Below are 16058 nucleotides of genomic sequence, written 5' to 3'. Positions count from 1 at the left end.
CTCATGCCAGGTTGTGACTGGGTGCGAGAGGGCCGCGCCAGCCGAGCACGGCCTCGGTCATGCGTACGGAGTTCACCGCCGCGGGCACGTCGTGCACGCGCAGAATGCGGGCGCCCTTGACGATGGAGACGACGTTGACGGCGATCGTGCCTTCCTTCCGCTCCCCCTGGGGACGGTCGAGCGTCTCCCCGATGAAGTCCTTGTTGGACAGCGCCACCAGCGTCGGGTATCCGATCGCGGTGATCTCCTCCAGCCGGCGCGTGAGCTCCAAGGAATGGAAGGTGTTCTTGTTGAGATCGTGCCCGGGATCGATGATGATCTTTTCGGGGGCGATGCCCGCCTCGAGCGCGAACGCGACCCGCTCCCGCAGGTAGCCGGCCACGTCGGAGACGACGTCGGCGTAGCTCGGCCGGAAGACCCGCTGTCCCGGACCGCCGAGGCTGTGGGTGACGACCACGCTCACGCCTGCCGCCGCGGCGACCTCGGCGATGCCGGGCTCGCGCAGGCCGTTGGTGTCGTTGATGACGTCGGCGCCGGCCTCGATGGCCGCCCGGGCCACCTCGGGCCGGTGGGTGTCCACTGAGATCACGGCGTCCGTCGCGGCCCTGACCTCGGCGATCACCGGGGCGACGCGCTCGATCTCCTCCGCCGCGCCGATCTGTGCCTGCGCGGCGCTGAAGGCGAACCCGCCGATGTCCACCCAGTCGGCGCCGTCGTCCACGGCCTTCTTCGCGGCCGCCACGGCGCTGTCCAGCGCGTACGTCCGGCCGTGGTCGTGAAAGGAGTTGGGGGTCCGGTTGACGATGGCCATGATGGCGACCTGGCGCTCGAAATCGAACTCCCGCCGGCCGATGCGCCGGACCGGGGAAATGATCTCGGGGGAAAGCCGCTCGCCGCTCACGTTGCGAGCCTACCTGGCGCTGGAGCAGGCCAGTCAGGCGGTGAAGCCGCCCGGCGGGTGACCGCCGGCCGAGACCCTGATGCGCCTCATTTGCTGGCGCGTGCTGAAGTCGGGCCCCCGCGGCAGCCGCATGGTGAGCCGCACCGTGGTGCCGAGCGGACCGGTGTGGAAGTCCGCCGTGTCGGTCAACCGGCGGATCAGATAGATCCCTCTCCCGGTGTAGCCGAGGTCGGACGGCCGGCTATGACCGTCCACGTAGTCGTCGGGGATGCCCGACCCCCGATCCGTCGTCTCAGAGCGGATGACGCCGTTCACCGTCCACAACTTGAAATACCCGTGCCCGCCCGCATGCTCCACGGCGTTGACGACGCTCTCGTGCACGGCCAGAACGAAGTCGTCCAGCCTCGGGCCGTGCAGTCCGCACTTCTCGGCGAGCTCGGCCACCGCACGGCGCAGCTTCGTGACGTCGTGGAGCGTGAAGGGCAGGATCAATAGGGTGCGCATGGCAGGCTCCTCCAAGCTGGCCTGGCTTTGCCGACGCGCAGAACCCGAGGGCGCGACGCTCCCGGAAGCGGAATCGAGGTGAAGGACCTGTTGGAAAGTGGCCCGTGCGGAGGGGTCCATGGCGTTCCTTCCGTGTCGTTCTGACACCCAGGCCGCGCCTCAGGACCTCCGAGTAGTCCACCCCTTCCCAAGGAAGCGGAAATAAACACTCCGCTACCTTTACGGGGCTACCTTTTTCCCGGCTGCTCTTACGAGCGTCCGCCGACGCCCGTGGCGAGCTCCTTGAGCCTGGCGCCCGGGCCTCCGTCCGGTGCCAGCGGGGCGGTGTCCATGCCCGCCCCGTCGTGCAGGCCGTCGATCAGCTCCCGCACGGCCTCCCACGAGGAGCGCCGCGGCGTCCAGCCCAGCACCTCCTTGGCACGTTCCACCTTCATGACGGGAAGCCGCAGGGCCATGTCGAACAGGCCAGGCGCGGCGGGCAGCAGCCTCATGTGCCACCCCGCGGCCATGGCCGCCCTGGCCAGGCTCTGCGGCACCGACACCGTACGGGTGTTAAGCAGCTTCGCCAGATCGTGCGGGTCCAGCACGGGCTCGGCGGCGATGTTGAACGGGCCTTTCACCGGCCGCATGGTGGCCAGCCGGTAGGCCTCGGCCACGTCCTCGGCATGCACCACCTGCAGCCGCAGGCCGGGGATGTCCGGCACGAACGGGATGCGCCCCGGCCGGATCAGCCGCCGCGGCACGAACGGCCCGCCGAACAACCTGCGCTGCTCGGTCGCGGCCGCCCGCTGGAAGACGAACCCCGGCCGCATCCGCACCACCCGGATGCTGGGGTGGTCGTGCTCGAAGACGTCGAGCACCCGCTCCACGTACGCCTTCTCCCGCCCGTACGCGGCACCCGGCCAGCCGTGCGTGGGCCAGCTCTCGTCCACAGGGCGGTCCTTGGGCCCCGGCGAGTACGCCCCCACGGACGAGGCGTGGATCAGCGCGGACACCCCCGCCTCCGCCGCGGCGCGGAAGACCCGCATGCTGCCGAGCACGTTCGCCCGCCAGGTCGTCGCCGGGTCCCTGGTCGGCTGGAACAACCACGCCAGGTGCACCACAGCGTCCGCGCCGTCGAAGATGCGCGTCAGGTCGGCGGAGGCCACGTCGGCCTGCCGCCAGTCGGTGCGGTCGATCCGCCACCCCGGCAGGCGGCGCGCGACACCCACGATCGAGCTCACGCCGTCGTCCGCGGCGAGCGCACGCACCACACTGGTCCCGACGTTCCCGGTAGCCCCGACCACAACGACTCTCATGACCGCTCCGCTGCCCGCTCTGGGGCCCGCGAAACCCCTATGACCTTGGCCTTACGGCTGCAGGAGAATCTTTATGGCTCCGTCGGACTTCTTCTGGAACATCTCGTAAGCCCTCGGCGCCTGCTCGAGCGGCATCCGGTGTGTGGTCAGGTCCATCACGCCGAGCGGGTCGGCCTCGTCGGTCACCAGCGGCATCAGCCGGCTGATCCACCGCCGGACGTGGGTCTGGCCCATCCGCAACGTGATGCCCTTGTCGAACATGCGCAACATCGGCAGCGGATCCGTCATTCCGCCGTAGACGCCGATGACGGAGATCACGCCGCCCCGGCGGACGGAGTCGATGGCCTGGTTGAGCGCCGCCAGGCGGTCCACGCCCGCGTTGGACATCAGCGGCGCGGCCACGGCGCTGGGCAGCATGCCGGCGAGCGTCTGGGCGAGCTTGGCGGCAGGCGAGCCGTGGGCCTCCATGCCGACCGCGTCGATGACGGAGTCCGTGCCGCGTCCCGACGTCCGGAAGCGGATCTCCTCGGGGACGTTGTGCACCTCGCTGGCGTCGATGACCTCGATGCCGTGGCGGCGGGCCATCTCCAGCCGGGCCATGACGCCGTCCACGCCGATCACGCGGCGGCCGAGGTGGCGGGCGATGCGGGCGCTCATCTGGCCGATGGGGCCCAGGCCGAAGACGGTGACGCTGCCGCCGTCCGGGATCTCGGCGTACTCGACGGCCTGCCAGGCGGTCGGCAACACGTCCGACAGGTAGAGGAAGCGCTCGTCCGGCGGTCCCGTCGGCACCCTGATCGGGCCGAACTGGGCCTCGGGCACCCGTAGGTATTCGGCCTGGCCGCCGGGCACCTGGCCGTACAGCTTGGTGTAGCCGAAGAGGGCGGCGCCGGTGCCCTGCTCGCGTACCTGGGTGGTCTCGCACTGCGCGTACAACTCCATGCCGCACATGTGGCAGTGGCCGCAGGAGATGTTGAACGGGATGACCACGCGGTCGCCGGGCTTGATGTTGGAGATCGACGGGCCGACCTCCTCGACGATGCCCATGGGCTCGTGACCGAGGATGTCGCCTTCGGCCATGAAGGGCCCGAGCACCTCGTACAGGTGCAGGTCGGAGCCGCAGATCCCGGTGCTGGTCACCTTGATGACCGCGTCGTTGGGCTCCTTGATCGACGGATCGGGCATGTTCTCGACCCGTACGTCGCGCTTGCCGTGCCAGGTGACTGCCTTCATGCCCGATCGCATACCCCCACATCGGACATCAAACGGCGCCCCCCGGTGGCGCCGCCCGGGTCGTCATGGCATCCCCCGCTCCCGGAACGGCCGTGGCAAACCAAAACCGGAGTAACCAAAGGCGCTTTACACGCTCAGTATTGGGTGAGTAACTATTGGTAGTGACGGACTGACAGAAGGAGCCGCGCGAATGCCGGTGAGCTTCACTCAGCACTCCCTGGGTTCACGCATTGATCAGCACCTGAGCGGTTTTCTCGAAACCTGGCGCGCGCTCGTGTCCGACCCCGACGTCGAGGCCGCGTACGGCGTGCTGAACGGTTTCGTCCTCGGCGGCGGCAAACGCATTCGCCCCCAGCTGTGTTACTGGGGCTGGCGCGGCGCCGGCGGCGACGACTGCGACGAGATCATCAGGGCCGCCGCGGCACTCGAGTTGTGCCACGCCGGCCTGCTCATCCACGACGACATCATGGACGGCAGCGAGTTGCGCCGCGGCCGGGCGACCGTGCACAAGAGCCTGGCCGGGCTGTACGACGGCCCGGGCGCGGCGGCGTTCGGCCAGGCGGGCGGCATCCTGCTCGGCACGCTGAGCCTGGCCTGGTCCGATGCGATGTTGTCGTCGTGCGGGGTGGCTCCAGCACGGTTGCGGGCGGCGCACCACATCTTCGACGCCATGCGGACCGAAGTGATCAGCGGCCAATACCTCGACATGCTCGCCCAGCTCCGCGCCGGCGCCAGCGTGGACGAGGCGCTGACGGTGATCCGCTTCAAGACCGCCAAGTACACCGTGGAGCGGCCGCTGCAGATCGGCGGCGCCCTGGCCGGCGGCGCCTCCGAGTTGCTGGACTCCTACTCCCGGTTCGGGGTGCCGCTGGGCGAGGCCTTCCAGCTGCGCGACGACGTGCTGGGCACGTTCGGCTCGTCGTCGGAGACCGGCAAGTCGGCGCTCGACGACCTGCGTGAGGGCAAGCACACGGTGCTGATCGCGCATGCCCTGCGGCGTGGCTCGCAGGTGCAACGCGACCACCTCAGGCGCTGGCACGGCGATCCTGAGCTGAGCGAGGAACGGGCCGCCGAGCTGCGTCAGATCCTGGTCGACACCGGGGCGGTCGCCGAGGTCGAGGAAATGATCGAACAACGGGTGCGCGAGGCCGTGACGGCCCTGGTTGAGGCGCCGATCAAGCCGGAGGCCGCGAGCGCGCTGGCCGTGCTGGCCGATCGGCTCGCGCACCGCATCAGGTAGGGAGATTCCCAGATGAGCCGGGTACTTCTCGCGGCCCCGCGCGGCTACTGCGCGGGCGTCGAACGCGCGATCGTCACGGTCGAGGAAGCGCTGCGGCGTTTCGGTCCGCCCGTTTACGTGCGCAAGCAAATCGTTCACAACACCTACGTGGTCGGCGAGCTCACCGGGCGCGGCGCGGTCTTCGTCGAGGAGCTCGACGAGGTCCCCGACGGCGCTCTGGTGGTCTTCTCCGCCCACGGCGTCTCGCCGGCGGTCAAGGAGGAGGCACGGCGGCGCGGGCTGCGTACGATCGACGCGACCTGCCCGCTGGTCACCAAGGTCCACAAGGAGGCCGCGCGCCTGGCGCAGGCGGGCCACGAGATCGTGCTCATCGGCCATGCCGAGCACGAGGAGGTCGAGGGCACGCTCGGCGAGGCCCCCGGCCGCATTCACGTCGTGGACCCGGCCCGCCCCGGCGAGGTGACGGCGACCGGCTCCGGACCGGTGAGCTGGCTGTCGCAGACCACGCTGGCCGTGAACGAGACCATGCGGGCCGTCGCCGACCTACGTGGGCGCTTCCCGCACCTGTCCGACCCGCCCAGCGACGACATCTGCTACGCCAGCCAGAACCGTCAGGAGGCGATCACCAGGATCGCCCCGGAGTGCGAGCTGGTCATCGTGGTCGGCTCGGCCAACTCCTCCAACTCCCGACGGCTGGTCGAGGTCGCGCTGAGCGCCGGCGCGGACGCGGCCTACCTGGTCGACCGGGCCGCCGACGCGGACGAGCGGTGGCTGGACGGCGTGCGCACCGTGGGTGTGAGCTCCGGCGCCTCCGCCCCCGAGCGGCTGGTCCAGGAGTTACTCGGCTGGCTTGCGGCGCACGGCTACGCCGATGTGGAGCAGGTCACCTTGACCGAAGAGACTCTGACGTTCTCCCTCCCGCCCGAACTCCGATCAACTCGCAATCCCGGCTAGGCCATGCACGAGACAGGCAGGTGCACGATGACCGAAACCATCCCATCGACCGCGAACGGCGACGGACAGCTCAGCCTCAGCACCGAGGCCGCCAAGCAGCTCGCGACCACGACCAAGACGCCGCCGCAGATGCAGGAGATCACCTCTCGGTGGCTGCTGACGTTGTTGCCCTGGGTCCAGTGCTCCGGCGGCGTGTTCCGGGTCAACCGGCGCTTGACGTACACCCTGGGCGATGGGCGGATCACCTTCAGCAACACCGGATCCGAGGTACGCGTCATCCCGGCCGAGCTCACCGAACTGCCCATGTTGCGCGGCTTCGACGACATGGAGGTGCTCGAAGCACTGGCCGGCCGGTTCGTCCAGCGCGAATACGAGGTCGACGAGAAGATCGTCGCTGAAGGCGGCACGGCGGACCAGCTCGTCCTGATCGCCCATGGGCGGGTACGCAAGATCGGGCGCGGTGCGTACGGCGACGAGCAGAACCTCGCCACCTTGGCCGACGGCGACTACCTCGGCGAGCAGTCCTTGATCGACGGCGGCGCGTTCGAGTACACCTGGCGGGCCAAGACGCCCACCACCGTGCTCACACTCGCCCGGCAGGACTTCGAGCAGATCGCCGAGCAGTCGCCCGCGCTGCGCGAGCACATCGAGCACTGGCGCTCCAATGTGGAACACGCGCACAACGACTACGGCGAGGCCGCCATCGACATGTCCTCGGGTCATACCGGCGAGCCCACGTTGCCCGGCACGTTCGTGGACTACGAGCTGAGCCCACGTGAATATGAGCTGAGCGTGGCCCAGACGGTCCTGCGCGTGCACAGCCGGGTGTCCGACCTGTACAACCAGCCGATGAGCCAGCTCGACCAGCAGCTCCGCCTCACGGTGGAGGCCCTGCGGGAGCGCCAGGAGCACGAGCTCGTCAACAACAGGGAGTTCGGCCTGCTCCACAACGCCGACTTCGGCCAGCGCATCCGCACCCGTTCGGGGCCGCCCACGCCCGACGACCTCGACGATCTGCTGGCCACCGTGTGGAAGGACCCGGCGTTCTTCGTGGCCCACCCGCTGGCCATCGCCGCCTTCGGCAGGGAGTGCAGCAAGCGCGGCGTCTACCCGCAGGCCGGCGAGGTCAACGGGCACCGGGTGCCATCCTGGCGGGGCGTCCCGATCTTCCCGTGCAACAAGATCCCGATCTCCGGCACGAGCACGACGTCGATCCTGCTCATGCGGACCGGTCAGGAGAACCAGGGCGTCGTCGGCCTGCACCAGACCGGCATCCCCGATGAATACCAGCCCAGCCTGTCGGTGCGCTTCATGAGCATCAACGAGCAGGCCGTCGTCTCCTACCTGGTGAGCGCCTACTACTCGTGCGCCGTCCTGGTGCCCGACGCGCTCGGCGTGCTGGAGGACGTGGAGGTCGGCAGGAACGGCTAGCCCCGGCATCCAGGGCCGGCGACCGCCTCGTGCGCGGCTCGCCGGCCCGCTGACCGATCCACGTGAGGAGTGACCATGAGCCAGCCGTTCGAACTGCCGGACTTCTACATGCCGTACCCGGCGCGGCTCAACCCGCATCTGGACGTGGCCCGCGTGCACTCCACACGGTGGGCGCGCGACATGGGCATGCTCGAAGGCTCGGGTGTCTGGGAGCAGGCCGATCTGGACGCCCACGACTATCCGCTGATGTGCGCCTACACCCATCCCGACTGCGACGCCGACGAGTTGTGCCTGATAACCGATTGGTACGTGTGGGTCTTCTTCTTCGACGACCACTTCCTGGAGGTGTTCAAACGTACGGGCGACCTGGAGGGCGGCAGGGCGTACCTCGCCAGGCTCGCCGGTTTCATGCCGATGGGCGCCGACCTGACCATGCCATCGCCGGCGAACCCGGTCGAGGCGGGCCTGGCCGACCTGTGGGCCCGCACGGTGCCCGGCATGTCGCAGGACTGGCGTGAGCGCTTCGCCGAGAGCACCAGAAACCTGCTCGACGAGTCGCTCTGGGAGCTGGCCAACATCAACAGGGGCCGGATCGCCAACCCCGTCGAGTACATCGAGATGCGCCGCAAGGTCGGCGGGGCGCCGTGGTCGGCCGGGCTCGTCGAGCATGCCGTGGGGGCCGAGGTGCCGGCCAGGATCGCGGCCACCCGGCCGATGCGGGTGCTCAAGGACGCCTTCGCCGACGCCGTGCATCTGCGTAACGACCTGTTCTCCTACCAGCGGGAGGTCGGGGACGAGGGCGAGCTGAGCAACGGGGTGCTGGTGCTGGAGACGTTCCTGGGCTGCACCACGCAGGAGGCCGCCGACGCCGTCAACGACCTGCTGACCTCGCGGATGCAGCAGTTCGAGCACACCGCGCTCGGCGAGCTGGGGCCGCTGTTCGCCGAGCACGCGATCGACCCGCTCACGGCGGCCGGCGTGCTGGCGTACGTCAAGGGGCTGCAGGACTGGCAGTCGGGCGGGCACGAGTGGCACCTGCGCTCCAGCCGGTACATGAACCAGCGGGTCAAGTCCGGCCGGCCGCTGGGCATGTCGTCGCTCGTGGACCTGCTGGGGGCCAAGCGGGTGCGGAGCTTCACGCGCGTCCCGTACCAGCGGGTGGGGCCTTCTCAGATCCCCGACCTCTACGTGCCCTTCCCGCTCAGGCTGTCGCCGCACCTCGACGCGGCCCGGCGCAACACCGTGGCATGGTGCCGGGAGATGGGCCTGCTCGAAGCCCAGCCGTGGGTGGTCGGCTCGGCGGTGTGGGACGAGGAGAAGCTGATCGACTTCGACCTCCCCCTCTGCGCGGCGGGCCTGCATCCCGACGCCACCCAGGAAGGGCTGGACCTCGCGTCGTTCTGGCTGAGCTGGGGCACCTACGGCGACGACTACTTCCCCGCCGTCTTCGGCAGGTCGGGCAACCTGGGCGCCGCCAAGATCGCGGTGGACAGGCTGTCGGCGTACATGCCGCTCGACGGCTCTCCCGCGCCGCCTCCCGCGAGCGCGCTGGAGCGTGCGCTGGCCGACGTGTGGCGGCGTACGGCGGGGCCGATGCCGGTCGCGGCGCGCGGCAAGCTCCGCGCGGACGTGGAGAAGATGTGCGCCTCATGGTTGTGGGAGCTGGCCGGCGAGCTGGTCCATCACGTTCCCGACCCCGTGGACTACCTGGAGATGCGCAGGCTGACCTTCGGTTCGGACTTCACGATGGGCCTGTGCCGGCTGCGGCACACCAAGGGCATCCCTGACGAGCTCTACGCGAGCGGGCCGATGCGGGCGCTGGAGAACGCGATGATGGACTGCGGCGCGCTCGTCAACGACGTCTTCTCCTACCAGAAGGAGATCGAGTTCGACGGCGAGGTGCACAACTGCATCCTGGTGGTGCAGAGCTTCTTCGACTGCGACTACGCCATGGCGCTCGCCATCGTCAACGACCTGCTGACCTCGCGGATGCGGCAGTTCGAGCACATCGTCGAGCACGAGCTGCCGATCGTGTGCGACGAGTTCGGGCTCGACGCCGAGGGCCGGCGGGAGCTCGGCGCGTTCGTGGACGAGCTGTGGCGCTGGGTGACCGGCATACTCCACTGGCACCGCAACTGCGCACGCTACGACGAGAAAACGCTGCTCCGGCACAAGCGGCCGGCGCGGTGGCGGCTCGGCGGTCCGAAGGGGCTGGGCACCTCGGCCGCGGTCGCTTTCGCCCCGAGCAGGTGAGGTGGCGGGCTAAACGGGCAGGTGATGGGCGCGGGGCTCGTAGTACCACCCCATCATGCGCAGGAGCCGCCGCTGGTACGGCGTGACGTTGTGCAGCCGGATCCACCGCTGCGACGGGGGAAGCGTGGGCATGACGAGCACACGCAGCCCCGAGACGTCGATGAAGGTCAGCTCCCCCGTGTCGACGACGACGTACGAGCCTTGGCGGCAGCTCGCCAGGGCTCCGGCCAGCGCGCGGCTGTTGGAGGCGTCGATCTCGCCGATCAGCGCAACGGCCGGGGCCTCGGGCGCCGTCAAGCTCCGGCGCACCATGATCTTGAGTTGCTCGTCCTGGTAGAGCAGCCGCTCTTCGAGAGCACCCACGCTCCTCGCACCCCCCAACACGCCATGCCTCGGGGGTTGTGGATTAGCCAGAACCAAGGCTACACGACGTACGTTTCACAATGTAATTTTCACGAGAATATGACCGAATTAGTGAGAAATCCTGAAGAGTCGGGCAGAACGCCCCTCCGGCCGCCGGGCCGCTGATGCCGTAACCCCGTGCGGGCCGGGCCTGCCCGCGTGGTCCGGCGGGTTTACCGGGGATCTCCCGAGCCGCGCCCTCGCCGCGCCTTTCCGATGAAGTCGCCAGACAGGAAAGCCGCGCATTTTTCCTTCCAGCTCCTGGAAATCGGCGCCGAATATACGGCTCGAGGCGAATAGGAGATCCGCCGCCGACCGGCCGGATATATCCGGACTCGCAGTGGTTTGCCCGAAGGCGTTTCATCCCTGCAGAGAGGGTGAAAAGTCACCCCAACACCACCCACGCGGGCATCGATTCGGGGGCGCTGAATACCTGATGAAAGGAAGATGGACACGAACACTGATCGCGGCGGCATGCGCCATCGCCTGCACGTTCAACGGCAGGTCGGCGACCGGGATCATCGCGCTGCGCGCGGCGCTGGAAATGATCGGCGTTCCGTACTCGTGGGGCGGTGGCGGGGTGCACGGGCCCGGATACGGGATAGGGAAGGGCGCGAAAACGAAGGGATTCGACTGCTCGGGACTCGCCGAGTACGCCTACGCGCGGGCGGGGGCGCTCATCGGATCCACGACACAGGAGCAATGGCGTTCCGGGATCCAGGTGCAGAAGGAGTTGGTGGAGCCGGGGGATCTGGTCTTCTACGACAACGAGCCGCAGCGTGCCGGGCCGGAGCACGTCGGCATCGCGGTCGACGGGGAGAAAATGGTGCACGCGCCGTACACGGGGGCGTTCGTACGCGTGGACCGGCTGGAGCGGGAGGACTTCCTGGGGGTGGTGCGGCCGGGCGTCGGCCGTGCCGGCCTCGAGGTCTGAGGGTGAGCCGTGCGGCCCAGGAGCGACCTGGGACCGCACGGCGCTCGAACGTTCCGGTGTCCTTACAGAGCCGTCCGTGGCCTCGCGAGCACCCACGACGAGCTCTGCCGGTGTCACCTCGGCACCAGGAGGGTTCTCTGCCGACATCACGCCAGGAGCGTCAGGAGCGGAGTCCGCCCGCCGTAGCCGAGCTGTCCACGTTGCCGTCACCGAGCTCGGACTGGTGGTTGCTCAGGAGACCGAGGTCGAGCTCCTGGACCTCCAGCCCCTGGAAGATGGTGAGCTCGATGTCCCTGACCGAATCGTTGAGCGAGTGGTTGCCCACGTCGTTCAGCACGTCGTCCACGATCTGGAACTGGCTCAGCAAGGCCATTCCCGAGTTGTGCGGGTTGGGCTGGTCGGCGGACGCGGCGGTGGCGGAGACGCCGAGCGCGACGGCCGCGATTGCCGCGCCGGCCAGAATACGACGGATCATGTTTGTTTTCCTCCATGGATGGGGCGCGGAAGAATTCAGCGCCGTGGTCGTTTGTGCGTCGCCTTGGCACCAAGAAGACGATCTGGCCAGACGGCCGCCACCATGGGCGGCCGCGCATCGCCCTCCTGCCTACGCCACGCCAGGAGCGTCAGGAGCGGAGTCCGCCCGCATTAGCCGAGCTGTCCTTGTTGTAGTTGCCGAGCTTGGGCTGGTAGTTGCTCAGCACATCGAGGTTGATCTCCTGGAGCTCCGCGAGCTGGACGCCGGTGATCTCGATGTCCCTGATCGAATCGTTGAGCGAGTGGTTGAGCACGTTGTTCAGCGCGTCGTCGATGATCTGAAACTGGCTCAGCACCGCGTGACCCGAGTTGTGCGGGTTGTGCTGGTCGGCGGACGCGGCGGTGGCGGAGAGGCCGAGCGCGACGGCCGCGATTGCCGCGCCGGCCAGAATACGACGGATCATGCTTACTTGCCTCCATGGATGGCGCGGAAAACCCGGCGCCACAGTCGTTTGTGCAGGGCTGTGAGGTGCCGCCAATAACAATCGCGGCACCCTGACGGAATCGCAACTTAGAACTCCCTCCCATAGGTCAAGGAGGCACCTCGTTTTCTTGGCAGTCGGTTTTCACGCAACTCGCCGACCCGCGGCATTCATGTCCCGCGCACCACCCGGCAAATGAAGTCGATTTGGTCGGCGGCGGTATCGATGGAACAACCTTTCACCGCGCTATAAGAAATGATCACCCGAAACTTTGAGCATCCCCGTACGCCGATCGGTGTAGCCGGAGTGCCGTCCTCAGGGGGACGCCGCGCGCGGACAAAGCCATGACGATGGCCAGGAGTTCCCGAATCCAGAGGTGAGGTGAGACCATGGCGCCGCGTATCCGCAAGACCGTGTTGGTTATCCACATCGTCGTCTCCGTCGCGCTGGTCGGCGAGGTGTGGGGCCTGGTGGCGCTGAATACGGCGGCGGCCCTGACCGAGGATCTGGAGCTCGCGCACGCGGCCTATCGGCTGATGCCCACGCTGGTGTTCGCGGGCGGCATACCGCTGAGCCTCACCGCCTTGGCCACCGGCATCACGCTCGGCCTGGCGAGCCATTGGGGGCTGTTTCGCTATTACTGGGTGGTCGTCAAGCTGGTCCTGCTCGTGGCCGTGATCTGCGTGGGCATGTTCCTGTTCGATCCCGAGGGAATGGCCGCCGCCACCGAAGGCGCCAGGCAGGCCGGCGCCGCCCGCCAGTGGGGGCAGGTCGCGGCGCTGGGCACGCAGATCGCCATGCTGCTGACCGCGACGGCGTTGTCGGTGTTCAAACCCCGCGGGAAACTCCGGTGACGTCCGGGGCAGTGGCGGGATAGAAATCGACCATGAAGGACGAGATGCCGGAGCCGGTCCGCGCGGCCGTGGAACGGGCACGCGCGGCAGGGTTCGTCTACTCCTGCGAACCCGCCGTCGGCCGCCTGCTCGCCACCTTGGCGGCGGGGGTGCGGGAAGGGGGCCGCGTGCTGGAGATCGGCACCGGTGCCGGGGTGGGGCTCGGCTGGCTGGTGAGCGGCCTGCTCCCGCGGACCGACGCGACGGTGACCACGATCGAGCGCGATCCCGGGCGTGCCGGGCTGGGTGGCGACTGGCCCTCGTTCGTGGACTTCCGTACGGGGGACGCGCTGGAGTTGTTGCCGGGGCTGGGGACGTACGATCTGGTCTTCGCGGACGCGGAGGCGGGCAAGCAGATGGGGCTGGAGCTCACGATCGCCGCGCTCAACCCGAGAGGCGTGCTGGTCGTGGACGACATGGTGCCCGCGCCCGGCACGGTGTGGGATGCGGAGTTCGCGGGCCGTCAGGAGGCGGTACGGCGGACGCTGCTCGGGCACGAGCGCCTGGTCGCCGTCGACCTGCCCGGCCACGGCTCCGGCATCATCCTGGCGACGGCCCAATCTGCGTGAATGTAGAGAAAGGGCAGTACATTTCTCATTTCACGAAATACGGCACACGCGGCTGTCGACATGGCAGGATTGTCCACGGGCTGGCAATGTGGCGAACTGCTGATTTAGGAGCATAGATACGGAGTGCTCGCGATATGGGCGACATGACCGAAATGTTCGATAGCGACTCGCTCCAATCCGGGCCGACCGCGCTGAGGCTCCTCATCGGCGCACAACTGCGCCGGCTCCGCGAATCCTGTGGCATCACCCGCGAGGAGGCCGGATACGCCATCCGGGGCTCGCATTCCAAGATCAGTCGCATGGAGTCCGGACGTACCGGCTTCAAGAAGCGCGACGTGGCTGACCTGCTCACCCTGTACGGGGTGACCGACGACGCCGAGCGCGCGAGCCTGCTCGCGTTGGTCCATCAGGCCAACGCACCGAGCTGGTGGCACGACTACCGTGACGCGATCCCCGACTGGTTCGAGCCGTACCTCGGGCTCGAGCACGACGCCGCACTGATCCGTACGCACGAGGTGCAGTTCGTCCCCGGCCTGCTGCAGACCCGGGACTACGCCCGAGCCGTGATCGCGCAGGGTCACGAGCAGGACTCCCCCGAGCAGGTCGAGCGCCGGGTCGCGCTACGGATGCGCCGCCAGGAGATCCTGACCCCGCCTACGCCGCGCAAGCTCTGGGCGGTGATGGACGAAGGCGCGCTACGGCGCCGGGTCGGCAGCGAGGCCACCATGCGGGCGCAGCTGGAGCACCTCGCGCGGGTGGCCGAGCAGCCGCACATCACCCTGCAGGTCTTCCCGTTCGCCTCGGGCAGCGCCATCGGCGGCGTCGGTCCCGTCACCATGCTCAGGTTCGCGCAGGCGCAGCTGAACGACGTCGTCTATCTCGAACACCTCACCGGCGCCCAGTACCTGACCAAGGAGAGCGACGTCCGCCACTACCGCCATCTGCTGGACGAGCTCGGCGTGCTCGCCCCGCCCCCCGCAGAGACCCCCGCCCTCCTCGATCGGATCATCGAGCGGCTGTAGGCCTCACGACTTGCGCGCCACGCCGCACAGGGCGTCGACCTCGGCCAAGTCAGCGAGGGGATCGGGGTCCGGCCGCCACAGAGTGAGGGACACGACGCCCGGCTCGACGAGGTCCAGGCCGTCGAAGAAGGCGGTGAACTCCTCGCGCGTGCGCAGGTTGTACGGCACGCCCGGGCCCTCGTTGTGCTCCTCCTGAGCCCGGTCGAGCGCCTCGCCGGTGACCACGTTGACGCCGTCCCACATGGCCAGGTAGCTGCCGGGCGGCAGGGCGTCCATCAGCCGCCTGACGATCGCGTGGGCGCCTTCCTCGTCGGTCACGTAGCCCGCGATGCCCATCAGCATGAGCGCGACGGGCTGGGTGAGGTCCAGTGTCTTGGCGGCAGCGGTGATGATCTTCATGGGATCGCCGCGCAGGTCCGCGTCGACGTAGTCGGTCGCGCCCTCGGGGGTGCCGGCCAGGAGGGCGCGGGCGTGGGCCAGGACCAGGGGGTCGTTGTCCACGTACACGATCCGGCAGGTTGGATCCGCCCGCTGCGCGACGTCGTGGGTGTTGTCGACGGTGGGCAGCCCGGTGCCGATGTCCAGAAATTGCCGGACTCCGCCCTCGATGACCAGATAGCGGACGATGCGAGCGAGCAGGTGCCGCGACAGTCTGGCGATCTCGACGATGTCCGGGAACGCGCTGCTGAACTGGTCGCCTGCCTCCCGGTCGACCTCGTAGTGGTCCTTGCCGCCGAGCCAGTAGTTCCACATGCGTGCCGCGTGCGGGACGTTGGTGTCGATCCGGGGCGGGAGCGCCTGACCGGCCGGAGGGGGTTCACCCGTCATGGAGCTTCTCCTGATATGTCGGATCCGCGAGTTATCAACTTAGCGTCCGGGCCATCCGGCTTCCAGGTGTCAGACCGGCCGACGCCTCCTGACCCGTCGTCGGGTTGGGCGGTGGCTCACGCCCACTCGCCGAGCCGGGCAACGGCCCACGGCTGCTCGCCGAGCCAGGCAACGGCCCACGGCTGCTCGTCGATCGCCGACAGCCCATGCCCGCGCGCCCCACCCACCGACGGCCCCCCGCACGCCCATCGAGCCGCGCTGACGACGCATGACCGCACGCCACGCCGACCCATCGACCCCGTGCCCACGCGCCACGCCGAGCCAACGACCGGTGCCCGCCCATCGAGCGGCGCCGACGCTCAGGACCGCCCCTGGCCGGTCCACCGGATCAGCACCGGCCCGTCGGCACGGGTGGGTGGGGACCTACGGTCGCTCTTCGGACCGGGTCTGCCGATGCCACCACCGGCCACCGGGCCGACCGATGGCTCAGGGCCGCCGGACGCCTGACTCAGTGCCACCGGACCGAGCAGGGACGGCGGGACCGGGCGGCGGGCCTGGCCGGGGCGCCGGACCGAGCGCGCCACCGGACCAGGCTGGGCCTGTCTCTTATCCACATCTCCGAGCCCACGAGACCCTAAAA

Annotated in this window: 16 protein-coding genes; 8 read left to right on the top strand and 8 right to left on the bottom strand. The window is 68.9% G+C overall.

The window, feature by feature from the left end; all coding sequences use genetic code 11:
* Position 1 precedes the first annotated feature (1 nt).
* The 4 genes from folP to ETD86_RS22610 form a co-directional block, all read right to left on the bottom strand.
* On the bottom strand, positions 2 to 901 hold the full coding sequence (gene folP, locus ETD86_RS22625) for a dihydropteroate synthase (protein WP_211370235.1): 900 nt from the start codon (positions 899 to 901) through the stop codon (positions 2 to 4).
* A 33-nt stretch (positions 902 to 934) separates the two neighbouring features.
* Positions 935 to 1405 (bottom strand): ATP-binding protein, encoded by a 471-nt coding sequence (locus ETD86_RS22620; RefSeq protein WP_170223213.1) that lies wholly within the window; start codon positions 1403 to 1405, stop codon positions 935 to 937.
* 248 nt (positions 1406 to 1653) lie between these two features.
* The gene (locus ETD86_RS22615) at positions 1654 to 2703 is read right to left on the bottom strand and encodes an NAD-dependent epimerase/dehydratase family protein (RefSeq protein WP_138668156.1); all 1050 of its coding nucleotides are present in this window, start codon (positions 2701 to 2703) and stop codon (positions 1654 to 1656) included.
* Positions 2704 to 2754: 51 nt separating this feature from the next.
* Positions 2755 to 3936 (bottom strand): zinc-dependent alcohol dehydrogenase, encoded by a 1182-nt coding sequence (locus ETD86_RS22610; RefSeq protein ID WP_138668155.1) that lies wholly within the window; start codon positions 3934 to 3936, stop codon positions 2755 to 2757.
* A gap of 196 nt (positions 3937 to 4132) precedes the next feature.
* Here ETD86_RS22610 and ETD86_RS22605 point away from each other — a divergent pair, with 196 nt between their 5' ends.
* The 4 genes from ETD86_RS22605 (at position 4133) to ETD86_RS22590 (ending at position 9814) form a co-directional block, all read left to right on the top strand.
* Entirely contained in the window at positions 4133 to 5176 is a 1044-nt protein-coding gene (locus tag ETD86_RS22605) for a polyprenyl synthetase family protein (RefSeq protein ID WP_246148085.1), read from the top strand.
* 12 nt (positions 5177 to 5188) lie between these two features.
* Complete coding sequence (locus tag ETD86_RS22600) at positions 5189 to 6130, top strand: 4-hydroxy-3-methylbut-2-enyl diphosphate reductase (protein ID WP_138668153.1); 942 nt, start codon at positions 5189 to 5191, stop codon at positions 6128 to 6130.
* A gap of 27 nt (positions 6131 to 6157) precedes the next feature.
* Positions 6158 to 7561, top strand: coding sequence for a family 2B encapsulin nanocompartment shell protein (locus ETD86_RS22595; RefSeq protein WP_138668152.1), 1404 nt, complete (start codon positions 6158 to 6160; stop codon positions 7559 to 7561).
* Positions 7562 to 7636: 75 nt separating this feature from the next.
* On the top strand, positions 7637 to 9814 hold the full coding sequence (locus ETD86_RS22590) for a terpene synthase family protein (protein WP_138668151.1): 2178 nt from the start codon (positions 7637 to 7639) through the stop codon (positions 9812 to 9814).
* A 9-nt stretch (positions 9815 to 9823) separates the two neighbouring features.
* Here ETD86_RS22590 and ETD86_RS22585 read toward each other — a convergent pair whose 3' ends face one another.
* Positions 9824 to 10177 carry an STAS domain-containing protein gene (locus tag ETD86_RS22585; RefSeq protein ID WP_138668150.1) on the bottom strand — a complete coding sequence of 118 codons (354 nt, stop codon included), beginning with the start codon at positions 10175 to 10177 and terminating at the stop codon, positions 9824 to 9826.
* A 475-nt stretch (positions 10178 to 10652) separates the two neighbouring features.
* On the opposite strand from ETD86_RS22585, the gene ETD86_RS22580 reads away from it, so the two are divergent.
* Entirely contained in the window at positions 10653 to 11150 is a 498-nt protein-coding gene (locus ETD86_RS22580; protein WP_138668149.1) for a C40 family peptidase, read from the top strand.
* Between the two features lie 160 nt (positions 11151 to 11310).
* Here the strand turns inward: ETD86_RS22580 and ETD86_RS22575 are convergent, their stop codons facing one another.
* Together ETD86_RS22575 and ETD86_RS22570 are read right to left on the bottom strand one after the other, a co-directional pair.
* The gene (locus ETD86_RS22575; protein ID WP_138668148.1) at positions 11311 to 11625 is read right to left on the bottom strand and encodes a hypothetical protein; all 315 of its coding nucleotides are present in this window, start codon (positions 11623 to 11625) and stop codon (positions 11311 to 11313) included.
* Between the two features lie 148 nt (positions 11626 to 11773).
* A complete protein-coding gene (locus ETD86_RS22570) occupies positions 11774 to 12088 on the bottom strand; it encodes a hypothetical protein (protein WP_138668147.1) in 315 nt (104 codons plus the stop codon).
* Between the two features lie 407 nt (positions 12089 to 12495).
* Between ETD86_RS22570 and ETD86_RS22565 the strand changes: the two genes are divergently transcribed.
* The 3 genes from ETD86_RS22565 to ETD86_RS22555 all read left to right on the top strand — a co-directional run bounded on the left by ETD86_RS22565 (position 12496) and on the right by ETD86_RS22555 (position 14590).
* Positions 12496 to 12960, top strand: a complete 465-nt coding sequence (locus tag ETD86_RS22565) for a hypothetical protein (protein ID WP_138668146.1) — start codon at positions 12496 to 12498, stop codon at positions 12958 to 12960.
* A gap of 32 nt (positions 12961 to 12992) precedes the next feature.
* Entirely contained in the window at positions 12993 to 13568 is a 576-nt protein-coding gene (locus ETD86_RS22560) for an O-methyltransferase (protein ID WP_138668145.1), read from the top strand.
* Between the two features lie 143 nt (positions 13569 to 13711).
* Positions 13712 to 14590, top strand: coding sequence for a helix-turn-helix domain-containing protein (locus ETD86_RS22555; protein WP_342779294.1), 879 nt, complete (start codon positions 13712 to 13714; stop codon positions 14588 to 14590).
* Positions 14591 to 14593: 3 nt separating this feature from the next.
* On the opposite strand, the gene ETD86_RS22550 is transcribed toward ETD86_RS22555, so the two are convergent.
* Positions 14594 to 15418, bottom strand: a complete 825-nt coding sequence (locus ETD86_RS22550) for an SAM-dependent methyltransferase (RefSeq protein WP_138668143.1) — start codon at positions 15416 to 15418, stop codon at positions 14594 to 14596.
* Positions 15419 to 16058: the final 640 nt, after the last annotated feature.

This window comes from Nonomuraea turkmeniaca (assembly GCF_005889735.1).
Lineage (GTDB): Bacteria > Actinomycetota > Actinomycetes > Streptosporangiales > Streptosporangiaceae > Nonomuraea > Nonomuraea turkmeniaca.
Note: the sequence above shows the minus strand (reverse complement) of the source record. Positions and strands in the feature narration are given on the sequence as shown.